A 21021-nucleotide genomic window follows, 5' to 3' on the forward strand; every position below is an offset into this window, starting at 1 on the left:
GCAAGGAATGTCCTCACTGCTACGCGCCGCTGCACTAGGGCTGGTACTGGCCGGCCTTGCCGGTTGTACCTCCAAGCCGGTGCTCAACCCCTCGGAACAACTGGCTGCTGCCACCCCTTACACCCAGCAGCAGGTCCAGCAGGCGATCCTCAAGGCCATCGTCGAGCGTGGCTGGACGGCCCGTTCGGTGGGCGCCTCGGTCATTCAGGCCGACATCACCGTGCGCAATACCTTCTACGCCGCCGTGGATATTCACTACAGCGCCAGCCAGTTCCGCATCGATTACCGCGATAGCCGCGAACTGGGCTATGACGACGGCAAGATCCACCGCAACTACAACCGCTGGGTCTACAACCTGGACCGCAGCATCGTGCGCCAGCTCAACGCACTGTCCGCCGATCAGCTTCTGCAACGCAGCAACGCCTCATCCAACCACTGACCAAGGAAGACCCCGATGCGCTTGAAAACCCTGACCGCCGCCACCGCCCTGCTGCTCGCTGCCCTACCCGGCATGAGCCAGGCTCGCGACACAGCGCTGTACCTGCCGTTCGAAAAGGTGGTGCAGCAGATGCTCGCCGAGAAGAAGCTCGATGGCTCGGTCAAATTCTACCTGGCCGGCGTAAAGCCGCGCGGCAAGGTCACCGTGATCAGCCCCAACTCGGTCACCAACAAGAAAACCAACGCCTTCAACAAGAGTGACGAGGCTGCCTGTGAGTGGGCCCTGCAATCCGCGTTGCTGACCTTGCAGGACGCTGCTCGCAAGGCAAACGCCAATGCCGTGACGAACATCGCCAGCTACTACAAGCGCAACGAGCGCAAGGACGCTTCCACCTACGAATGCCACGCCGGTGCAGTGATTGCCGGTGTTGCGCTCAAGGGTGACCTGGCCCGCGTCAACTGATGACTCTCCGCGCTCACCGGGCAGGTTTCATCCCTGAACCTGCCCGGTGAGCAGCTCGGCAAATGCCTCGGCCATCGCCGACCTGCGGCACTGGCGCTGTACCAGCCAGACCGCCGAGGTGGCCTGCTCGTCCAGCAAGGTGCGGTACACCACGCCCTCGATGCGCATGCGCTGATAGGACGCCGGCAGCACCGACACCCCAAGCCCCGCCGACACCAGGCCGATGATGGTCATGGCCTCCCCTGCTTCCTGCGCGAAATGGGGACTGAAACCCGCCTGGCGCGCCAGATCCAGTAACTGCGCGTACAAACCACTGCCGTAGCTGCGTGGAAAGAAAACGAAAGGCTCGTGGGCCAGCGCTGCTAGGTGCACACCCTGCTCGGCGCCGTTGGCCAGCGCATGGGAGGCGTTGATCACTGCCACCAAGGGCTCACGAAACAGCTCGGTCGCAACCAGGCCGTCGGCCAGCGGCATGGGTCGCATCAGCCCCACTTCGATGGACTCGTCGAACACGCCCTGCGCCACTTCGCGGCTGCTCATTTCCATGAGGTTCAGGTGCACGGCAGGGAAGCGCTGCCGGAACGCATGAATCGCCTTGGGAATTTTCGATGTGAACGGGGCCGAGGATGTGAAGCCGATCTTCATTTCACCCAGTTCGCCCAACTGTGCGCGGCGGGCGACATCGGCGGCCTTTTCGACCTGCGCCAACACCTGACGAGCCTCTTCCAGAAACAGTCGCCCGGCCTCGCTGAGCTCGACACGGCGGTTGGTCCGTTCGAACAGCCGCGCACCGAGTTCCTGCTCGAGCGCGAGGATCTGTTGGCTAAGTGGAGGCTGCGAGATGCCCAGTTGCTGGGCTGCCCGGCCGAAGTGCAACTCTTCGGCAACCGCGACGAAATAGCGTAAGTGGCGCAGCTCCATCACCCACCTCATAGGTCGTGAAACGTCTCAATTAGGTCGAACAATATATTGGACCTAATTATTAGCCAGCTATATGATTTTTTCACTGCCTCTGAGGTACTTGCCCGTGAAAACCGCTGTAGCCCTCGTATCGACCCAACCCGAACCCGAGCCTGTGACCTCGCACGACGCCTGGATCGAAAAGGGCACCCCGGCGTTCATGAGAACGGTCCTGGCGCTGTTCAGCGGCGGCTTCGCCACCTTTGCCCTGCTCTACTGTGTACAACCGATGATGCCCTTGCTGTCGAAGGAATTCGGCATCAACGCTGCACAGAGCAGCCTGGTGCTTTCGGTCTCGACTGGCATGCTGGCGCTTGGGCTGCTGGTCACGGGCCCGATCTCTGACCGCATCGGCCGCAAGCCAGTGATGGTGGCGGCCCTGGGCTGCGCGGCCTTGTCCACGATAGCCAGCGCGCTGATGCCGACCTGGGAACTGGTCCTGGCAACTCGGGCCTTGGTCGGGTTGTCGTTGAGCGGGCTGGCGGCCGTGGCCATGACCTACCTTAGTGAAGAGATCCACCCACAGCACATTGGCCTGGCCATGGGCCTGTACATCGGCGGCAATGCCATCGGCGGCATGTGCGGGCGCCTGATCACGGGCGTGCTGATCGATTTCGTCAGCTGGCACGCGGCATTGCTCACCTTGGGAAGCCTGGCACTGCTGGCGGCCATCGTGTTCTGGAAGGCATTGCCCGAGTCGCGCAACTTCCAGCCTCAGACCCTGAACCCACGCACGTTGGTCAACGGGTTCCTCATGCACTTCAAGGACGCCGGCCTGCCCTGGCTGTTTCTCGAAGCCTTCCTGCTCATGGGCGCCTTCGTCACGCTGTTCAACTACATCGGCTACCGCTTGCTGGCCGAGCCTTATCACATGAATCAAGCCCTGGTGGGTTTGCTGTCGGTCGTCTACCTGTCTGGCATCTACAGTTCGGCCCAGGTGGGCGCTCTGGCTGACAGGCTGGGACGGCGCAAGGTGTTCTGGGCCAGCATCGTGGTCATGGGCGGCGGCTTGCTCATGACCCTGACCCAGCCGCTGTCGCTGATCATCCTGGGCATGCTTGTCTTCACCTTCGGCTTCTTCGGGGCCCACTCGGTGGCCAGCAGCTGGATCGGGCGACGAGCGCTCACAGCCAAGGGGCAGGCCTCCTCGCTGTACCTGTTCTGTTACTACGCCGGTTCAAGCGTGGCGGGCACGGCTGGCGGGGTGTTCTGGCACCATTGGGGCTGGAACGGCATCGGCCTGTTCATTGGATGCTTGCTGGCGGTGGCCCTGATGGTGGCGTTGCGCCTGAGCACCTTGGCGCCGAAGGCCGCCTGAAGGCAGGGGAACGCGGCAACACAGGCAGGCTCGCAGTGGATCCGCCGCGAGCCTGCCTGCGACAGGATCACTGGATCAGTTGATGATCTCGACCCGGTCCACGTCCACCTCGCGGCTCATCAAGTGTTTTTCGACTTCACCGATGAGCTTGACCTTGGTCTTGTCATTGAAGGGTGTGGGCGGCAGGTCCTCGTCGTCGATCTCGACCGTAATGGTGCCGGTGCTGTCCTTGAATTCGTATTTATCATCGTTGTCGAGCTTGCGGGTCACGTAGCCCTGCAAGACCACCGGCGTATCGTCCGCGGCCTCGCTGGCAGCGGCCACGGTGGCAATCGACTGCGCACCAGGGCCGGTGTAGCCGCCTGACGCCAGTGCAGCGGTGCTGAACAAGGGGGCAAGGATCAGGGCAAGGTAGCGTGCTTTCATGGGAGCGGGTCCTATCTCTGTTGGAGTAGGACCAGCCTAGCGAGCACCGCTGAATTGAAACTTAATGCGACAATCTCGCTGCACTCAGCCCCGGCCGGGCTACGCAGCGTCATGCGCTGTCACAAGCGGCTCACAGGTGATACTGCGCCGACAGCTCGTGCACGGCGTTGATGAAAGCGCCCGCGTGTTCAGGATCGACCTCCGGCGTGATGCCGTGGCCCAAGTTGAACACATGGCCGCTGCCGTGGCCGTAGCTGGCCAGGATGCGTGCCACTTCCGCACGAATGGCCTGCGGCCGGGCATACAGGACGGTCGGGTCCATGTTGCCCTGCAAGGCGACCTTGTCACCCACCCGGCGACGGGCATCGCCGATGTCGCAGGTCCAGTCCAGCCCCAATGCATCGGCCCCGGCATCGGCAATGCTTTCCAGCCACAGGCCGCCGTTCTTGGTGAACAGGATCACCGGCACCTTGCGCCCGTCGTGTTCGCGAATCAGGCCGCTGACGATCTTGCGCATATAGGCCAGGGAGAACTCCTGATAGGCCGCCGACGACAGGTTACCGCCCCAGGTATCGAAGATCTGCACGGCCTGGGCACCGGCCAGGATCTGCCCATTGAGGTAGGTGGTCACCGACTGCGCCAGTTTGTCCAGCAACAGGTGCAGTGCCTGCGGATTGTCATAGGCCATGGCCTTGGTCTTGCGAAAATCCTTGGAGGAGCCGCCTTCGACCATGTAGGTGGCCAGGGTCCAGGGGCTGCCGGAGAAGCCGATCAGCGGCACGCGGCCGTTGAGTTCGCGGCGGATGGTACTGACCGCGTCCATCACATAGCCCAGGTCTTTCTGCGCGTCGGGAACAGGCAGCGCCTCGATGTCGGCCGGGGTGCTGACCACCTTCCTGAAACGCGGGCCTTCACCGGTTTCGAAATACAGGCCAAGGCCCATGGCGTCCGGGATGGTGAGGATGTCCGAGAACAGGATCGCCGCATCCAGCGGGTAACGGTCCAGCGGCTGCAGGGTCACTTCGCAGGCGAACTGCGGGTTCTTGCACAGGCTCATGAAGTCGCCGGCCTTGGCGCGGCTGGCGCGGTACTCCGGAAGGTAGCGGCCGGCCTGGCGCATCATCCAGACCGGGGTCACGTCAACGGGTTGCTTGAGCAGAGCACGCAGGAAACGGTCGTTCTTCAGGGCAGTCATGTCGGCATCCGGAAAAATAGTGGGGGCATTTTCTCAGACACCGACACAAAAGGCACGGTCGGGGCCATGCGTTTTGTTTTTTGCGTGCTTCAGGTCAAGCATTCCCGGGCAGGTCTGGGCGCTTGTCCCTGGCAAATGAGGCCGCCCAGCGACCCCACGTGACCTGCCAGGGCGCGCTTAGACTTCCAGGTAGTCCAGGATGCCTTCGGCTGCGGTGCGCCCTTCGAAGATCGCGGTCACGACCAGGTCCGACCCGCGCACCATGTCGCCACCGGCGAACACTTTCGGGTTGCTGGTCTGATGCTTGAACCTGCTCTTCTCCGGCGCCACCACACGGCCCTGGCTGTCGAGCTGGATATCGTGCTGCTCGAACCAGGAGGCAGGGCTGGGGCGGAAGCCGAACGCGATCACCACCGCATCGGCCGGCAGGATCTCTTCGGAGCCCGGGATCGGCTCCGGGCTGCGGCGCCCACGCGCATCAGGCTCGCCCAGACGCGTCTCGACCACCTTCACCCCCTCGACCTTGTCCTCACCGACAATGGCGATGGGCTGGCGGTTGTAGAGGAACTTGACCCCCTCTTCCTTGGCGTTCTTCACTTCCTTGCGCGAACCCGGCATGTTGGCTTCGTCGCGGCGGTAGGCACAGGTCACGGACTGGGCACCCTGGCGGATCGAGGTGCGGTTGCAGTCCATGGCCGTGTCACCACCACCCAGGACCACGACTTTCTTACCCTTCATGTCGACGAAATCTTCAGGCGACTTCTCGAAACCCAGGTTGCGGTTGACGTTGGCGATCAGGAAATCCAGAGCATCGTGCACCCCTGGCAGGTCCTCGCCAGGGAAGCCGCCTTTCATGTAGGTATAGGTGCCCATGCCCATGAAGACTGCGTCGTACTCAGCCAGCAACTGCTCCATGGTCACGTCCGTGCCCACGTTGGTGTTGAGGCGGAACTCGATACCCATGCCGGTGAAGACTTCGCGGCGATTGCTGAGCACGCTTTTCTCGAGCTTGAACTCAGGAATGCCGAAGGTCAGCAAGCCGCCGATTTCCGGGTTCTTGTCGAACACCACGGGCGTCACGCCGGCGCGCACCAGTACGTCTGCGCAGCCCAGGCCAGCCGGGCCGGCACCGATGATGGCCACGCGCTTGCCGGTTGGCTTGACCTTGGACATGTCCGGGCGCCAGCCCATGGCGAAGGCCGTGTCAGTGATGTACTTTTCCACCGAGCCGATGGTCACGGCGCCGAAACCGTCGTTCAGGGTGCAGGCACCTTCGCACAGACGGTCTTGTGGGCATACGCGCCCACAGACTTCGGGCAAGGTGTTGGTCTGGTGCGACAGCTCGGCGGCCGCCAGGATGTTGCCCTCGGACACCAGCTTCAACCAGTTGGGAATGAAGTTGTGCACGGGGCACTTCCACTCGCAATACGGGTTACCGCAGCCCAGGCAACGGTGCGCCTGTTCCACGGACTGCTGCGGCTTGAAGGGTTCGTAGATTTCCACGAACTCTTTCTTGCGCTGGCGCAGCAATTTTTTCTTCGGGTCCTTGCGGCCCACTTCGATGAACTGGAAGTCGTTGTTCAGACGTTCAGCCATTTTTCAAAACCTCTTAACAGCAGCCGCACGCTACACGCTGCAAGCCGCAAGACGATCACTTGAGCCGGGCAAACCCTGGGCTGCTCGGTTCGAGCGCCCAGGGTTGGTCACGTGCAGCTGTTTACTGCGGGTTGGCGCGGGTGCTGGACAGCAGTTGCTTGAGGTTGGCGGCCTTGGGCTTGACCAACCAGAAACGTCGTACGTAGTCGTCCAGGTTTTCGGAGAGCTCACGCCCCCACTCACTGCCGGTTTCATCCACATACTCGGCAAGAACCCGCGCCAGGTGACTGCGGTAAGCCTCCATCGCTTCACCACTGATGCGCTGGATTTCCACCAGTTCGTGGTTGAGCTTGTCGACGAAGCTGTTGTCCATGTCGAGCACGTAGGCGAAACCGCCCGTCATGCCAGAGCCGAAGTTGTAACCGGTCTTGCCCAGAACACAGACGAAGCCGCCGGTCATGTACTCACAGCAGTGATCACCAGTGCCCTCTACCACGGCGTGGGCACCAGAGTTGCGTACAGCGAAGCGCTCGCCCGCCGTACCGGCAGCGAACAACCTGCCACCGGTGGCGCCGTACAGGCAGGTGTTGCCGACGATTGCGCTGTGCTGGGTTTCGAACGGGCTGCCGGCCGGCGGCACGATGGTGACCTTGCCACCGGTCATGCCCTTGCCGACGTAGTCGTTGGCGTCACCCTCAAGGTACAGGTTCAGGCCGCCGGCGTTCCAGACGCCGAAGCTCTGGCCTGCAGTGCCTTTGAAACGGAACGTGATCGGCGCACCGGCCATGCCCTGGTTGCCGTACAACCGGGCGATCTCACCGGAGACACGCGCACCGATGGAGCGGTCGCAGTTGCAGATGTCGAGCGCGAACTCGCCACCGGCCTGGTCACGCACAGCCGGCATGGCCATTTCGACCATCTTCTCGGCAAGCTCGCCCTTGTCGAAGGGTGGGTTGCTGTCCACTTCACAGAACTGCGGCTTGTCGGCCGCAATGTGCGAGCTGCCCAACAGCGGGGTCAGGTCCAGGTGGTGCTGGCGCTCGGTGTCGCCCGGCAGCACCTCGAGCAGGTCGGTGCGCCCGATCAGCTCGCCAAGGCTGCGCACGCCAAGCCTTGCCAGCCACTCTCGGGTTTCCTCAGCCACGAAGGTAAAGAAGTTGACGACCATGTCGACCGTGCCGATGTAGTGATCCTTGCGCAGCTTGTCGTTCTGGGTCGCCACGCCGGTCGCGCAGTTGTTCAGGTGGCAGATACGCAGGTACTTGCAGCCCAGCGCGATCATTGGGGCGGTGCCGAAGCCGAAGCTCTCGGCACCCAGGATGGCAGCCTTGATGACGTCCAGGCCGGTCTTGAGGCCGCCGTCAGTCTGTACCCGGACCTTGCCGCGCAAATCGTTGCCGCGCAGGGTCTGGTGAGTCTCGGCCAGGCCCAGTTCCCACGGCGCGCCCGCATACTTGATCGAGGTCAGTGGCGATGCGCCCGTACCGCCGTCGTAGCCCGAGATGGTGATGAGGTCGGCATAGGCCTTGGCCACGCCAGCGGCGATGGTACCGACACCTGCCTCGGCCACCAGCTTGACCGAAACCAGCGCCTGCGGGTTGACCTGCTTGAGGTCATAGATCAGCTGCGCCAGGTCTTCGATCGAGTAGATGTCGTGGTGCGGTGGGGGCGAGATCAGCGTCACGCCCGGTACGGCATAGCGCAGCTTGGCGATCAGGCCGTTGACCTTGCCGCCGGGCAGCTGGCCGCCCTCGCCGGGCTTGGCGCCCTGGGCCACCTTGATCTGCAACACTTCGGCATTGACCAGGTATTCAGGGGTCACGCCAAAGCGGCCGGTCGCCACCTGCTTGATCTTGGAACTTTTGAGAGTGCCGTAGCGGGCTGGGTCTTCGCCGCCTTCGCCGGAGTTGGAGCGCGCGCCCAGGCGGTTCATCGCCTCGGCCAAGGCTTCGTGAGCCTCTGGAGACAGCGCACCCAGCGAGATACCGGCAGAATCGAAGCGCTTGAGGATGGCGTCGAGCGGCTCGACCTGCTCCAGCGGCAATGGCTGATCGGCCACCTTGACCTTCAACAGATCGCGAATCATCGACACCGGACGCTGGTCGACCAGCGTGGTGTACTCCTTGAACTTGGCGAAGTCGCCCTGCTGCACGGCGGCTTGCAGGGTGTTGACCACGTCGGGGTTATAGGCGTGGTATTCGCCACCGTGGACGAACTTCAGCAAGCCACCCTGCTGAATCGGCTTGCGCACGCTCCAGGCCTCGGCAGCCAACAGCTTCTGGTCACTTTCCAGATCGACGAAGCGCGCACCCTTGATACGGCTCGACACACCCTTGAAGCTCAGCCCGACCACTTCTTCGGCAAGGCCGATGGCTTCGAACAACTGGGCGCCCCGGTAGGAGGCGACTGTGGAGATGCCCATTTTCGACAGGATCTTGAGCAGGCCTTTGGAGATGCCCTTGCGGTAGTACTTGAAGACCTCGTCCAGATCGCCCAGCACTTCGCCCGTGCGGATCAGGTCGGCCAGCACTTCATAGGCCAGGTACGGGTACACAGCCGAGGCCCCGAAGCCCAGCAGCACGGCGAAGTGGTGCGGGTCGCGGGCGGTGGCGGTTTCCACCAGGATGTTGCTGTCGCAACGCAGGCCTTGCTCGGTCAAGCGGTGATGCACTGCACCTACGGCCAGCGAAGCATGCACCGGCAGCTTGCCGGGTGCGATGTGCCGGTCGCTGAGCACCAGTTGCGTCTTGCCCGCGCGCACGGCCTCTTCGGCCTGGTCGGCGATGTTGCGGATAGCCGCTTCCAGCCCGACGGCCTCTTCGTAGTTCAGATCGATCAACTGACGCTCGAAGCCGTCACGCTCCAGATTCATCAGCGAGCGCCACTTGGCCGGCGAAATGACGGGCGAGCTCAGGATGACGCGTGAGGCATGCTCCGGCGACTCCTGGAAAATGTTGCGCTCGGCGCCTAGGCAGATCTCCAGCGACATCACGATCGCTTCACGCAGTGGGTCGATCGGGGGGTTGGTGACCTGGGCGAACTGCTGGCGGAAGAAATCGTACGGCGAGCGCACGCGCTGCGACAGCACGGCCATCGGCGTGTCGTCACCCATCGAGCCGACCGCCTCCTGGCCCTGTTCACCCAAGGGGCGCAGCACCTGGTCACGTTCCTCGAAGGTAACCTGGAACATCTTCATGTACTGCTTGAGCTGGTCAGCGTCGTAGCTGGCCACACCCTGGTCGTCGGTCAGGGTCGCCTGGATCCGCGTGGCGTGCTGACGCAGCCAGCGCTTGTACGGGTGACGAGACTTGAGACGGTCATCGATGGCATCGGTGTCGAGGATCTGCCCGGTCTCGGTGTCCACTGCCAGGATCTGCCCAGGCCCGACGCGGCCCTTGGCCAGTACTTCATCAGGCTGATAGCCCCACACCCCGATTTCCGAGGCAATGGTGATGTAGCCGTTGGTGGTGGTGACCCAGCGCGCCGGGCGCAGCCCATTGCGATCGAGCAGGCATACCGCGTGGCGGCCTTCGGTCATCACGATGCCGGCCGGGCCGTCCCATGGCTCCATGTGCATGGAGTTGTATTCATAGAAGGCGCGCAGGTCGGCGTCCATGGTCTCGACGTTCTGCCAGGCTGGCGGCACCAGCATGCGCACGCCACGGAACAGGTCAATCCCGCCGGTCACCATCAGTTCGAGCATGTTGTCCATGCTCGAGGAGTCTGAGCCGACGCGATTGACCAGCGGGCCAAGCTCTTCAAGATCGGGGATCTGGTCATTGGCGAATTTGGTACGCCGAGCCATGGCCCAGTTGCGGTTACCCGTGATGGTATTGATCTCGCCGTTATGGGCGAGGAAGCGGAAGGGCTGCGCCAGTGGCCACTTCGGCAGGGTGTTGGTGGAGAAGCGCTGGTGGAACACGCAGATCGCGGTTTGCAGGCGCTCGTCGCTCAGGTCCGGGTAGAACGCAGCCAGGTCCCGCGGCATCATCAAGCCTTTGTAGATGATGGTCTTGTGCGAGAAGCTGCAAATGTAGTGGTCGGCGTCATGGGCATTGGCTACCGACGAACGGCGACGGGCGCTGAACAGCTTGATGGCCAGTTCCTGATCGCTCAGGCCGTCGCCACCGATGAACACCTGCTCGATCTGCGGCAAGCGCTCCAGGGCCAGGCGGCCCAGCACGCTGGTGTCGATCGGCACCTTGCGCCAGCCCACCAGCTGCAGGCCGGCCGCACGGATTTCACGGTCCATGTTGGCGCGAGCCGCTTCTGCCTTTATCGGGTCCTGGTTGAAGAACACCATGCCAACGGCGTACTGCCTGGGCAGTTCGACGGCAAAATGTTCCTGGGCCATGGCACGCAGGAACTGATCGGGCTTCTGCATCAACAGCCCGCAACCGTCGCCGGTCTTGCCGTCGGCGTTGATACCGCCGCGGTGCGTCATGCAGGTCAACGCCTGCATGGCGGTTTGCAGAAGGTGGTGGCTGGGCTCGCCCGTCATATGGGCGATCAGGCCGAAACCACAGTTGTCCTTGAATTCTTCGGGATGGTACAGACCTGTTTTCATAGACACATTCTCACCAGGTTCACCCCTCAACGGAGGCAAATCTCTTTTTTAACAACCACTTACCATCCACGCCGATCAAACGCCAGCTTTTTTGCGGTGGCCATGGAAAACCATTGTTGCACAGCGACAGCGACACTCACAAATTTTCATGTCTCACCATTGAAAATTTATGTCGCATTTTTGAATGTATTGATGCCGCCAACCAGGTGGCGACTTCACTGGACTCTGAAGCGATTCAGCCAGAGCTGCGTGGGTGGCTTGTGGCCGACAGCCCGGGACAGAAAAGCCTGCCGCGCTTGGGCGCAGCAGGCTAGACGAAAACCAGAATTCGCTTGGCTACAGGGCAGCGGGGTGATGCTGCCCGGAAGGTATCAGCGGGCCGAAGCCAGCTCTTGTTGGACGCTGGCGACAGTACGTGGCCAAGGTTTACCAGCCTGGACCTTCGCTGGCAAGTTCTTGATGGCGGCCACCGCTGCATCGCGGTTGGCGAAGTTGCCGTAGGTGACCACGTACAGCGGCTTGCCCTGCAGGGACTTGCGGAAGTAGCGATAGTCGCCACCTTGGGCTTTCACAAAGGCCTGGGCCGACGCTTCGGAGCTGGTCCCCAGAATTTGCACTACATAGTTGCCTGGCTTCTGGCCGGTGTACCAGGCGCTGTTGCCGCTGCCACCTGACGCTGATTTTTCAGCAGGTTTCTCGGCAGCCTTGGACGCGGACTTGGCCACCGCCACCTGGGTACGTGCAGGCTCAGGCTTGGCCGGCGAGGTCTGCTTGGGCTGTTGCGTGACCGCCGGCTTGGCCGTGGAGGTAACCGGCTGGGCAGGCGCCGGAGCTGGGCCAGCAGACACACCTTGTGGCGGTGCGATGGTGGTGACCGTGGGTGGCGGATTGCCCGGTTGCAGCGCTGTATCACCCGCCGGGCTGCCCTCTTCGCCCTCGCCCATGCCTGCTGCCTGGGCCAAGGGTTCACGCATCACCGGTTGCGACTGCCCGCCCAACGGCAGGGGCTTGGGCTGGGACGAGCCGGAGAACTCGATTGACGCGCTGGAATTGCCGTCGCCAAGGGGCAACTGGGCTTGGGCTGCGGGTGCATCTTCAGGGGCCTTGTCGCCCTTGCGGGGCATCAACACCGCCGCGGCCACGGCGACGACGACCACGGCGGATAGCGCGAGTACGTGTTTTTTAGGCATCTTGAACCCCATGGCTGGTCGCTTTGCCGTCGTGCGGCTGGCGATCATGGCTTCGATCAGAGTGTCACGGGCAACCTGGTTGATAGTGCCAGGCCACCCATCGGCATTTTCATGGATATCGGCGATCTGCTCCCGGCTGAACACCTCGATACCCCGGCCGGCACCCACCAGGCGCTGTTCGAGGTACTCGCGGGTTTCATCCTCGCTGTACGGCGCAAGTTCGATGATGTGGAAGCGTTCTTCCTCGATGTTCAACTCATCGAGCCCTGCGATCAGCGATGGCTCACCGAACAGGAAGACATGCGGACGCCCTTCGGGAACGCCTGCCGCCAGTTCCAGCAACGCTTGGAGTGCCGACTCGTCCAGTTGTTCCGCATCGTCCACCAGCAGATACACTTCCTGGCCAGTCAGGGCCAGTTGCACCATCTTGGACAGGATGCTCTGCACCTGCGGCTCGGCCACATCCAGGTATTGCGCGATCTGGCCGAGAATACTGGCAGCATCGCCGGCACTGCGGGCCGACACCACGACGCTCTGCACCGACTGCTTGTTGGTGCTGGCCGCCAGCGCCTGGCGCAGCAGGGTCTTGCCGCTGCCCAGAGGCCCGGTGACCACCAGCATCAGGTGGCTGTAGCGGGCCAGGTGGTGCAGCTGTGCCAGGACCGGCTTGCGCTGGGCGGGGAAGAACTTGAAGCCCGGTACGCGTGGTGCGAACGGGTCGTGGCTCAGTTGGTAATGGTCGAGAAAGGCCTCATCGGCGTGCAAACTGGTCATTGCGCTGTCACAACCTCAAAGCTGGGCCACGATCGCGCGGTAATCCGCCGACAGCGTGGCCTGAAGAATCTCATTGGGATAGTCGTCGGTGACCACGGCCTCGCCTAGCTGGCGCAGCAGCACCAAGCGCAGACGGCCGTCCAGCACCTTCTTGTCGACCGCCATGTGTTCCATGAAATGCGCCGGAGTCATTTCCTGTGGGGGCACCACCGGCAAGCCTGCTTCCAGCAGCAAGCCGATGCCGCGGTCACGTTCGGCCTGGGTGATCCAGCCCAGCCGCATGGACATCTCCAGCGCCATGGCCGTACCTGCTGCCACGGCTTCGCCATGCAGCCAGACGCCATAGCCCATATGGGTTTCGATGGCGTGGCCGAAGGTATGGCCAAGATTGAGCGTGGCCCGAACACCCGACTCGCGCTCGTCAGCCCCTACGACGGCTGCCTTGGCCGCGCACGAGCGACGGATGGCTTCGGTCAACGCTACTGGGTCAAGACTGCGCAGCGCCGGCATATTTTCTTCGAGCCAGGCCATGAAAGGCTTGTCACAGATCAAGCCGTATTTGATGACTTCGGCCAACCCGGCAGACAGCTCACGCGCTGGCAACGTCCCGAGCGTCGTGGTGTCGATCACCACGGCGTTTGGCTGGTAGAAGGCGCCGACCATGTTCTTGCCCAGCGGGTGATTGATGCCGGTCTTGCCGCCGACCGACGAATCCACCTGCGACAGCAGGGTGGTGGGCACCTGGATGAAATCCACACCGCGCTGGTAGCACGCTGCGGCAAAACCGGCCATGTCGCCGATCACGCCGCCACCGAGCGCCACGACAGTGGTGCGCCGATCGTGGCGGGCCGTCAGCAGGCCATCGAAGATCAGCTGCAACGTTTCCCAGTTCTTGTGGGCCTCACCGTCAGGCAGTACCACCGGCAGTACGCTGTAAGCCCCCAATGTCTTGCTCAGACGTTCCAGATAGAGCGGCGCCACAGTTTCATTGGAAACGATGGCAACCTGACGGCCCGCGATATGCGGCGTCAGCCACTCAGGCTGGTCAAGCAGGCCTTCGCCAATGTAGATCGGGTAGCTGCGCTCGCCCAGGTCGACCTTCAGTGTCTGCATGTATCCCCACAATGAGCTGGTGCACGGCGCCTTTGGCAGGCAAGCCACGCGGTATCGTTGAACCTCGCCTTGGCGCAGGAGGCCGAGAATAGTCCCGGGCTAACGGGGCGGCAACTGCTGCAGGCGCTCGAGAATGTCGATCACTACCATCCGCGGTGGCCGCTCGTCGGTTTGCACCACCAGATCGGCAATTTCACGGTAAAGCGGGTCTCGGGTTTCGAGCAAGGCGCGCAGGGTCGCCTCCGGGTTGGCGGTACGCAGCAATGGCCGGTTGCGATCCCGAGCGGTGCGGCCAACCTGCTGCTCGACCGAGGCATGCAGGTAGATCACCCGGCCGCCCTGGTGCAGCACGCGGCGATTGGCCTCGCGCATGACAGCCCCGCCGCCTGTGGCAACGACCACGCCATCGAGGCTGCATAACTCGGCGATCATGGCCTGCTCGCGGTCACGGAAACCCGGCTCGCCTTCCTTGTCGAAGATCCACGGGATGTTGGCACCGCACCTCAGTTCGATTTCCTTGTCGGAATCCCTGAATGGCAGGCGCAGCTCTTTGGCCAATAGGCGCCCGATGGTGCTTTTACCAGCACCCATGGGCCCCACAAGTATCAAATTTCGCACAGAATCAACGACTCACAGCAATCGTCTGGTCACTCATGATACGCGGAGTCAGGAAGACCAGCAGCTCGGATTTTTTCTCTTGTAGTACATCGCGTCGAAACAGCCGTCCAACATACGGCAGATCGCCAAGAAATGGCACCTTGTCCACCACATTGTTTTGCGTGGTCGAGTAGACGCCTCCGATCACGATCGTCTGTCCGTTCTCGACCCTGACCTTGGCATTGACCTCGTTCTTGCGAATGGGCGGGACGTCATTCAGGGCATTGACATAGTCAGGTTCGTCCTTGGTCACTCTCACGGTCATGACGACACTGTCATCGGGCGTGATCTGCGGCGTTACTTCCAGTGAAAGCGAAGCCTCGCGAAACGACACAGTCGTCGCGCCGTTCTTGTTGGACTGCTGGTAAGGCACCTCGGTACCTTTGAGTATCCGCGCCGTCTCCTTGTCAGCGGTCACTACCTTGGGCTGCGAGATGATCTCCCCCTCACCGCTCTTTTCCATGGCGCTGAGCTCAAGATCAAGGAGCACGTCGCCGCGCAACAGACCAACGCCAAGGCTGCTGCCGCCCCGCTCGACGCCCAGGTCTACAAACAGGTCCTTGCCCGGTCTTAGTTCGTTGCTGTACAGGTCGCCGCCCCATCGCACCCCCAGGCCTTTCTGGTAGTCGACATTGGCCTCCACGATACGGGCTTCGATCGCGACCTGACGCACGGGCACATCCAACTGGGCGATCAGTTGCCGAATCTCGGCAAGTCGATTCGCCGGCTGGTGGACAACCAGCGTGTTGGTACGCTCATCCACACCCAGGCTGCCCCTGCCGGCAAGGATGCCGTCCTCAGACAGGCTCGCCAACAACAGCTCGGACAAATCTGCGGCCTTGGCATAGTGGATACGCATCAGTTCTCGACGCATGGGCTGTTGTTGCACGTCGAGTGAATTTGCGGTGCCCTCGAACGACTGCGCGTTCAGGGTCGAAAGCGGTGCGATCAGCAGTACATTGCCTTCCTGGCGTCGACCCAGGCCCTTGCTGCGCAATACCAGGTCGATCGCTTGATCCCAGGGGACATCTTCCAGCCGCAAGGTGACGCTCCCTTGGACGTCGTCGCTGGCGACCAGGTTGATACCGGCATGGTCGGCAAGCACCTGCAGCACGGCGCGTACCTCGACATCCTGAAAATTCAGTGACAGCCGTTCACCCTGGTAGGGGGCGGCCATTGCCGTCAACGGCAACAGCAGGGTTGCGAGTAGCCATTTCCATGTCTTGCTCATCCAGGATCAGGGCCTCCTTGCCCGCAGGTGTTGCCATAGAGATAAACGCAACGCGCTCGTGCCATGCACCGTCCATGAACCAGTGTTCGCGAATTTCCACCTGACCCGGATCGATATGCGCAACGACCCCTTGATCGCGCCCGACCCGGTCACCCAGGCTTACCCGATGAACCCTACCGGCTGCCATCAACAGCGCTTCGTGAGCCTGCGCCCGCGACAGACTGCCAACCATGCGCACCTGCGACAGCGGCACGCTTGCCAGCCCGCGATCAGGCAGTTGGTCCTGCTGCGGCCTGAATGGGTCGACGTGCGGTGCCGCCACGGGCATGCGTGCCGGCAGCTGGGCCAATGCCTGTGCCGGCAGCGTTGGGACGGTTGCCTGGAAGGCATCGACCTGCAGCCGCAGTTGCACCATGCCAGGCTGCCCGGTGACAGGTTCCAGGCTCATGTCGCCAGTGCGCAGCAGCCGAGCCTGGCCAAGCCACTCGAACAACCATTGCCGCACGCCGGCATACTCGCCTTTGACCCGCAGTTCCAGCGGCACCTGTTGGTAATCACCGTGGGTTTGCGCCTCTTGCACCCGCAGCAGCTCGATGAGCAAGCCGTGGGCGCGGCCCAACGCCGCGATGTGATCCACCAGGTCGCTCATGTCCTGGCCGGCGGCCATGCTCCACAGGGCCACCTGCAGGCGTTGCTCGGCCTCAGCCACCGCGGCGCGCAGACTGTCGAGCCCCGCGCGCTCTGCATTCAAGGCCGATTGCCGCTCATCCAGCGCCTGGGCCCTGGCCTGCTCCCGGTCCATTTGCTGCAGTGCCGCGGGCAGGCGTATTGCGCAGCCCAAGATGAACAGGCAACAGGCAAGCAGCACCGGCGCCAGGCTCTTGGCCCGCGCGGACTGCCCGAACGCCGCCGCTCGCTCAAAGACCGTCTGCAGTTTCATGACCAGGACGCAGCGACGCGTGCCGTCAGCAGGAACTGATCGGCACGGGGCAGGCTTTTGATCTGCTTAAGTTGCAGGTCGATCAACATGCCCGAGCGATCCAGGTCCCGCATGAATTGGGCGATCACGGCGCCAGAGGGAGCCAGGCCCGTTATCTGCAAGTGTCTGTCTTCAAATTGCAGGCCCAACAACTGCACAGTGGTTGGCAGGGCGCGCTCAAGGTCCGTGAACAACCCCTCCAGAATGCGCTGCTCAGCGCGCAGCGTCTCAAACCGGGAAAGCTGGCTCGACGACGTGGCGTGCTGGTCCTGCAGCTGTGCCCTAGACGCTGCCGGCTCACCCAGGGCCGTCAATTCAGCCGCTCGCTGCTTGTTATCGGCCGCCTGCAAGTGGGCCCGTTGACGCGCCAACTGATCGACCGTCGTCACGGCGCACAGGGCCGCCAATGCGCTTGCCAATAGCTGGTTGCGAAAGCGCCGAATGGCCGCTTGCCGCTGCCGCTCGCGCCAAGGAAGCAGGTTGAACCGGATCATGCCCGCAACCCTCCTGCCGCCAGCGTGCTGGCAAGCAGCATGGGGCCGCCGAGACATTCGAGCCCGCCGGGTGCAGGTAACGGCCGGCAATGTACGTTGAGCCTTTCGCTCATCGCTTGCAGGTGCCGATGGGTCATGCAGTCGCCGCTTGACACCCACAGGTCGGCCGGCAGGCCCTGCGACACGAGCGCCGCAGCAACCTGCTCTGACAACTCACCCGACCGCATGGGTTCAGTCGCCGTCCACTCCCATCGCTGGCAGACGCCCTTGGGTTGCCAGCGATGCAGCACGATGTTTTGCCGATCAATCCGCAACAAGGCTGCCTGATCCGAAAATGCAGACGGTAACAGGCGGGTAAGGGCGACCGTGTCGACCTCCACGGCCTCGAGTTGTAGCCCCGCTTGCGTCACCATCGATTGCACCAGTGCCAGCGTGCTTTGCCGGCAAGCCGCCACCATCACGTCGATACTGTTGGGCTCATCAAGGCTGGGGCCCAGTACATGAAAATCCATGGCCAGGTCATCCAGTGCAAAAGGCAGTAGCCGCTCGGCTTCGGCGAGCAATTGCGCTTCGATCTGTTCCTCACAAGCCTGAAGCGGCAGGCAGGTCGGCTTGCAGATCACCTGGTCGGCTGGCAGCGCCATGGCCACTCGATGCTGGCGTAGACCGTGACGTTCGAAGGCGCGCCGCAGCGCAGCTGCGGCATGTGCTGGCTGGGCCATCCAGGTGGTGGCCGCTGGCTGTCGGTAGGATTCCTGTGTCTGGCACAGCACCTCAAAGCCCCGCTTGCGTTTGCGCAACTGAACCACCCGCACCGCATTCTCGACGATTTCAATCCCTGTAAATGAACCGGCATCCCTGCTAAAGCGTCCAAGCATCGCGGCCTCCCTGCGCTCGATACCCCCTGGGGCGTTCCCTGAATCCGGCCGCCGCCAGACGACGAGCAGCCCGGGCGGTAACCCCGGCGTGGCGAAAAATGCTTATAATGCCCGGCGTTTTCCGGCCCGCCGGGCCTGCGTGCAATCCATTCACAACCTGGACACCGAAAAGCCTTGATACGTCTGCTTAAGTTCTTCTGGTGGTCTTCCGTCGCAGCCATCTGCGCGCTCGTACTCGGTGTGAGCGGTGCGTTTCTGTATCTTAGCCCCAACCTGCCTTCGGTCGATTCGCTCAGAAGCATCCAGTTGCAGATCCCCCTCAAGGTGTTCAGCAGCGACGGTAAGCTGATCGCCGAATTTGGCGAAATGCGCCGCTCTCCGATCCGCTTCTCGGAGATTCCGCCACAGTTCATTCAGGCACTTCTGTCCGCCGAGGACGACAATTTCCTCAACCACTATGGCGTCGACCCCAGCAGCCTGATGCGCGCGGCCACACAGCTGGTCAAGACCGGCCATATCCAGACCGGTGGCAGCACTATCACCATGCAGGTGGCGAAGAACTTCTTCCTGACCAGCGAACGCAGTTTCTCGCGCAAGACCAACGAGATTCTGCTGGCACTGCAGATCGAGCGCGAGCTGACCAAGGACGAAATTCTCGAGCTGTACGTGAACAAGATCTACCTGGGCAACCGCGCGTACGGCATCGATGCCGCCGCCCAGGTTTACTACGGCAAGTCGATCCGTGACGTGAGCCTGGCGCAGATGGCGATGATCGCGGGCCTGCCCAAGGCGCCGTCACGCTTCAACCCGCTGGCCAACCCGGTCCGCGCCAAGGAGCGCCGTGACTGGATCCTGGGCCGCATGTACAAGCTCGGCAAGATCGACGAGGCAAGCTACCAGGCCGCCCTGGCCGAACCGCTGAACGCCCGCTATCACGTGCCCACGCCGGAGGTGAATGCGCCCTTCGTCGCCGAAATGGCCCGCGCCGAGATGGTCGGCCGCTACGGCAGCGACGCCTACACCGAAGGCTTGCGCGTGACCACCACTGTACCCAGCGACACCCAGGAAATCGCCAACAAGGCGGTGCTCAAGGGGTTGACCGACTACGATCAGCGCCATGGCTACCGCGGCCCCGAGGCCCGATTCCCTGGGCGCACCGTGGCGGCCTGGACCCACGAACTGGCCAGGCAGCGCACACTGGGTGGACTGGAACCGGCCATCGTTACCCGCGTCGAGAAGACCGGCCTTCAGGTGCTGACCCGCAACGGCAAGGAACAGACCGTGGCCTGGGACACCATGAAGTGGGCACGTCCGTTCATCAACACCAATGCCCAGGGCCGTGCGCCTCAGTCGCCGGCAGACGTTGCCCAAGTGGGCGACCTGGTGCGCCTGCAACGCCTGGATGACGGGTCATTGAAATTCAGCCAGGTGCCTAGTGCACAGAGCGCACTCGTCACCCTGGACCCGACCAGCGGCGCCATCCGTGCACTGGTCGGCGGCTTCTCGTTCGAGCAGAGCAACTATAACCGTGCCATGCAGGCCAAGCGCCAGCCTGGTTCGAGTTTCAAGCCCTTCATCTACAGCGCAGCGCTCGACAGCGGCTACACCGCTTCCAGCCTGGTCAACGACGCGCCGATCGTGTTCGTCGACGAGTCGGTGGACAAGGTCTGGCGCCCCAAGAACGACACCAATACGTTCCTCGGCCCGATTCGCATGCGCGAAGCCCTGTACAAGTCACGTAACCTGGTTTCGATCCGGCTGCTGCAGGCCATGGGCATCGACCGCACCATCGACTACATCGCCAAGTTCGGTTTCAACAAGCAGGACCTGCCCCGTAACCTATCGCTGGCACTGGGTACCGCCACCCTGACGCCGATGGAAATCGCCACTGGCTGGAGTACATTCGCCAATGGCGGCTACAAAATCTCGCCCTACCTCATCGACCGTATCGAGAGCCGCAATGGCGAGACGCTGTTCACGGCCAACCCGCCACGCGTTCCCCAGGGTTCGGAAGACAACGCCGGGCTGGCCGCTCCCGAGCAGCCCATCAGCACTGGGCAGGTTCCTGGTGAGCCCGCCGGCTCGTTCGATCAGACACCCGCACCCCAAGCCCCGGCAGTGGCCGAGCGCATTATCGACGGCCGTACCACCTACATCCTCACCAGCATGCTGCAGGACGTCATCAAACGCGGTACGGGCCGCCGAGCGCTGGCACTGGGACGCACCGACCTGGCAGGCAAAACCGGTACCACCAACGAATCCAAGGATGCCTGGTTCTCTGGCTACAACGCCGACTACGTGACCACGGTATGGGTTGGTTTCGATCAGCCCGAAACCCTGGGTCGTCGGGAATACGGTGGCACTGCCGCACTGCCGATCTGGATGGGCTTCATGGGCCCTGCCTTGCAAGGCCGGCCGGAGCACCCGCCTGCGCAGCCTGAAGGCATCCTGAGCCTGCGGGTCGATCCGGTCAGTGGCCGTGCTGCCTCGGCAAGTACGCCCAATGCCTATTTCGAGCTGTTCAAGGCGGAGGACTCTCCACCCTCGGTGGATGAACTGGGTAACGGGACTGCACCGGGTAGCCCGCTTCCAGCCGATGAAACAACGCCCATGGATCTCTTCTGATATCCAACCGGCACCCTGACAGGGCTGCAACGCGGCCCTGGCATTACGGCGCGATGCCGGCGATTTTCCGCGAACCCTTCGTTTGTCCAGCCATGAAAAAACCCGGCAGTCATGGCT

General features: G+C 62.7%; 16 protein-coding genes. 4 read left to right on the top strand and 12 right to left on the bottom strand.

What is annotated here, in order from left to right; all coding sequences use genetic code 11:
* Nucleotides 1–7: 7 nt before the first annotated feature.
* Both ACF8E5_RS07525 and ACF8E5_RS07530 read left to right on the top strand, forming a co-directional pair.
* On the top strand, nucleotides 8–439 hold the full coding sequence (locus ACF8E5_RS07525) for a hypothetical protein (protein ID WP_058638111.1): 432 nt from the start codon (nucleotides 8–10) through the stop codon (nucleotides 437–439).
* 15 nt (nucleotides 440–454) lie between these two features.
* A complete protein-coding gene (locus ACF8E5_RS07530; RefSeq protein WP_196185531.1) occupies nucleotides 455–901 on the top strand; it encodes an excinuclease in 447 nt (148 codons plus the stop codon).
* A 27-nt stretch (nucleotides 902–928) separates the two neighbouring features.
* Here ACF8E5_RS07530 and ACF8E5_RS07535 read toward each other — a convergent pair whose 3' ends face one another.
* Nucleotides 929–1822, bottom strand: coding sequence for a LysR family transcriptional regulator (locus ACF8E5_RS07535; protein ID WP_058602927.1), 894 nt, complete (start codon nucleotides 1820–1822; stop codon nucleotides 929–931).
* Between the two features lie 199 nt (nucleotides 1823–2021).
* Here ACF8E5_RS07535 and ACF8E5_RS07540 point away from each other — a divergent pair, with 199 nt between their 5' ends.
* A complete protein-coding gene (locus ACF8E5_RS07540) occupies nucleotides 2022–3179 on the top strand; it encodes an MFS transporter (RefSeq protein ID WP_196121378.1) in 1158 nt (385 codons plus the stop codon).
* Nucleotides 3180–3254: 75 nt separating this feature from the next.
* Here the strand turns inward: ACF8E5_RS07540 and ACF8E5_RS07545 are convergent, their stop codons facing one another.
* From ACF8E5_RS07545 to pilM, 11 genes are all read right to left on the bottom strand, one after another.
* Nucleotides 3255–3605 (bottom strand): YgiW/YdeI family stress tolerance OB fold protein, encoded by a 351-nt coding sequence (locus ACF8E5_RS07545; RefSeq protein ID WP_058602925.1) that lies wholly within the window; start codon nucleotides 3603–3605, stop codon nucleotides 3255–3257.
* 130 nt (nucleotides 3606–3735) lie between these two features.
* Entirely contained in the window at nucleotides 3736–4800 is a 1065-nt protein-coding gene (hemE, locus tag ACF8E5_RS07550) for a uroporphyrinogen decarboxylase (protein WP_058638113.1), read from the bottom strand.
* A gap of 177 nt (nucleotides 4801–4977) precedes the next feature.
* Nucleotides 4978–6396, bottom strand: a complete 1419-nt coding sequence (locus ACF8E5_RS07555) for an FAD-dependent oxidoreductase (protein WP_058602923.1) — start codon at nucleotides 6394–6396, stop codon at nucleotides 4978–4980.
* Nucleotides 6397–6517: 121 nt separating this feature from the next.
* Nucleotides 6518–10963: a glutamate synthase large subunit gene (gene gltB, locus ACF8E5_RS07560; RefSeq protein WP_392475089.1), complete on the bottom strand. Its 4446-nt coding sequence runs from the start codon at nucleotides 10961–10963 to the stop codon at nucleotides 6518–6520.
* Between the two features lie 371 nt (nucleotides 10964–11334).
* Nucleotides 11335–12927: an AAA family ATPase gene (locus ACF8E5_RS07565; RefSeq protein ID WP_326383314.1), complete on the bottom strand. Its 1593-nt coding sequence runs from the start codon at nucleotides 12925–12927 to the stop codon at nucleotides 11335–11337.
* Nucleotides 12928–12942: 15 nt separating this feature from the next.
* Entirely contained in the window at nucleotides 12943–14040 is a 1098-nt protein-coding gene (aroB, locus tag ACF8E5_RS07570; protein ID WP_058602920.1) for a 3-dehydroquinate synthase, read from the bottom strand.
* Between the two features lie 99 nt (nucleotides 14041–14139).
* Entirely contained in the window at nucleotides 14140–14658 is a 519-nt protein-coding gene (gene aroK, locus ACF8E5_RS07575) for a shikimate kinase AroK (protein WP_058638116.1), read from the bottom strand.
* 4 nt (nucleotides 14659–14662) lie between these two features.
* Entirely contained in the window at nucleotides 14663–15928 is a 1266-nt protein-coding gene (locus ACF8E5_RS07580) for a type IV pilus secretin PilQ (protein ID WP_058638117.1), read from the bottom strand.
* Nucleotides 15852–16868, bottom strand: a complete 1017-nt coding sequence (locus ACF8E5_RS07585) for a pilus assembly protein PilP (protein WP_145254050.1) — start codon at nucleotides 16866–16868, stop codon at nucleotides 15852–15854. The genes ACF8E5_RS07580 and ACF8E5_RS07585 overlap by 77 nt, the downstream gene beginning before the upstream one ends.
* Nucleotides 16865–17401 (bottom strand): PilN domain-containing protein, encoded by a 537-nt coding sequence (locus tag ACF8E5_RS07590; protein ID WP_078479273.1) that lies wholly within the window; start codon nucleotides 17399–17401, stop codon nucleotides 16865–16867. Before ACF8E5_RS07590 ends, ACF8E5_RS07585 begins: the two co-directional genes overlap by 4 nt.
* The gene (pilM, locus tag ACF8E5_RS07595) at nucleotides 17398–18279 is read right to left on the bottom strand and encodes a type IV pilus biogenesis protein PilM (RefSeq protein WP_078479274.1); all 882 of its coding nucleotides are present in this window, start codon (nucleotides 18277–18279) and stop codon (nucleotides 17398–17400) included. Before pilM ends, ACF8E5_RS07590 begins: the two co-directional genes overlap by 4 nt.
* Nucleotides 18280–18453: 174 nt before the next feature.
* Here pilM and ACF8E5_RS07600 point away from each other — a divergent pair, with 174 nt between their 5' ends.
* Nucleotides 18454–20904 (top strand): penicillin-binding protein 1A, encoded by a 2451-nt coding sequence (locus ACF8E5_RS07600; RefSeq protein ID WP_078479275.1) that lies wholly within the window; start codon nucleotides 18454–18456, stop codon nucleotides 20902–20904.
* Nucleotides 20905–21021: the final 117 nt, after the last annotated feature.

The sequence above is a fragment of the Pseudomonas sp. WSY_20 genome, from assembly GCF_043104335.1.
GTDB classification, from domain to species: Bacteria; Pseudomonadota; Gammaproteobacteria; order Pseudomonadales; family Pseudomonadaceae; genus Aquipseudomonas; species Aquipseudomonas parafulva_B.

Bases quoted from the DNA above. Each gene is read 5' to 3' on its own strand.
- ACF8E5_RS07530 (WP_196185531.1), top strand. From the start codon at position 455: ATGCGCTTGAAAACCCTGACCGCCGCCACCGCCCTGCTGCTCGCTGCC.
- ACF8E5_RS07590 (WP_078479273.1), bottom strand. From the start codon at position 17,401: ATGATCCGGTTCAACCTGCTTCCTTGGCGCGAGCGGCAGCGGCAAGCG.
- ACF8E5_RS07555 (WP_058602923.1), bottom strand. From the start codon at position 6,396: ATGGCTGAACGTCTGAACAACGACTTCCAGTTCATCGAAGTGGGCCGC.
- ACF8E5_RS07580 (WP_058638117.1), bottom strand. From the start codon at position 15,928: ATGAGCAAGACATGGAAATGGCTACTCGCAACCCTGCTGTTGCCGTTG.
- hemE (WP_058638113.1), bottom strand. From the start codon at position 4,800: ATGACTGCCCTGAAGAACGACCGTTTCCTGCGTGCTCTGCTCAAGCAA.
- ACF8E5_RS07535 (WP_058602927.1), bottom strand. From the start codon at position 1,822: ATGGAGCTGCGCCACTTACGCTATTTCGTCGCGGTTGCCGAAGAGTTG.
- ACF8E5_RS07585 (WP_145254050.1), bottom strand. From the start codon at position 16,868: ATGAAACTGCAGACGGTCTTTGAGCGAGCGGCGGCGTTCGGGCAGTCC.
- gltB (WP_392475089.1), bottom strand. From the start codon at position 10,963: ATGAAAACAGGTCTGTACCATCCCGAAGAATTCAAGGACAACTGTGGT.
- ACF8E5_RS07565 (WP_326383314.1), bottom strand. From the start codon at position 12,927: ATGACCAGTTTGCACGCCGATGAGGCCTTTCTCGACCATTACCAACTG.
- aroB (WP_058602920.1), bottom strand. From the start codon at position 14,040: ATGCAGACACTGAAGGTCGACCTGGGCGAGCGCAGCTACCCGATCTAC.
- ACF8E5_RS07545 (WP_058602925.1), bottom strand. From the start codon at position 3,605: ATGAAAGCACGCTACCTTGCCCTGATCCTTGCCCCCTTGTTCAGCACC.
- ACF8E5_RS07540 (WP_196121378.1), top strand. From the start codon at position 2,022: ATGAGAACGGTCCTGGCGCTGTTCAGCGGCGGCTTCGCCACCTTTGCC.
- ACF8E5_RS07525 (WP_058638111.1), top strand. From the start codon at position 8: ATGTCCTCACTGCTACGCGCCGCTGCACTAGGGCTGGTACTGGCCGGC.
- pilM (WP_078479274.1), bottom strand. From the start codon at position 18,279: ATGCTTGGACGCTTTAGCAGGGATGCCGGTTCATTTACAGGGATTGAA.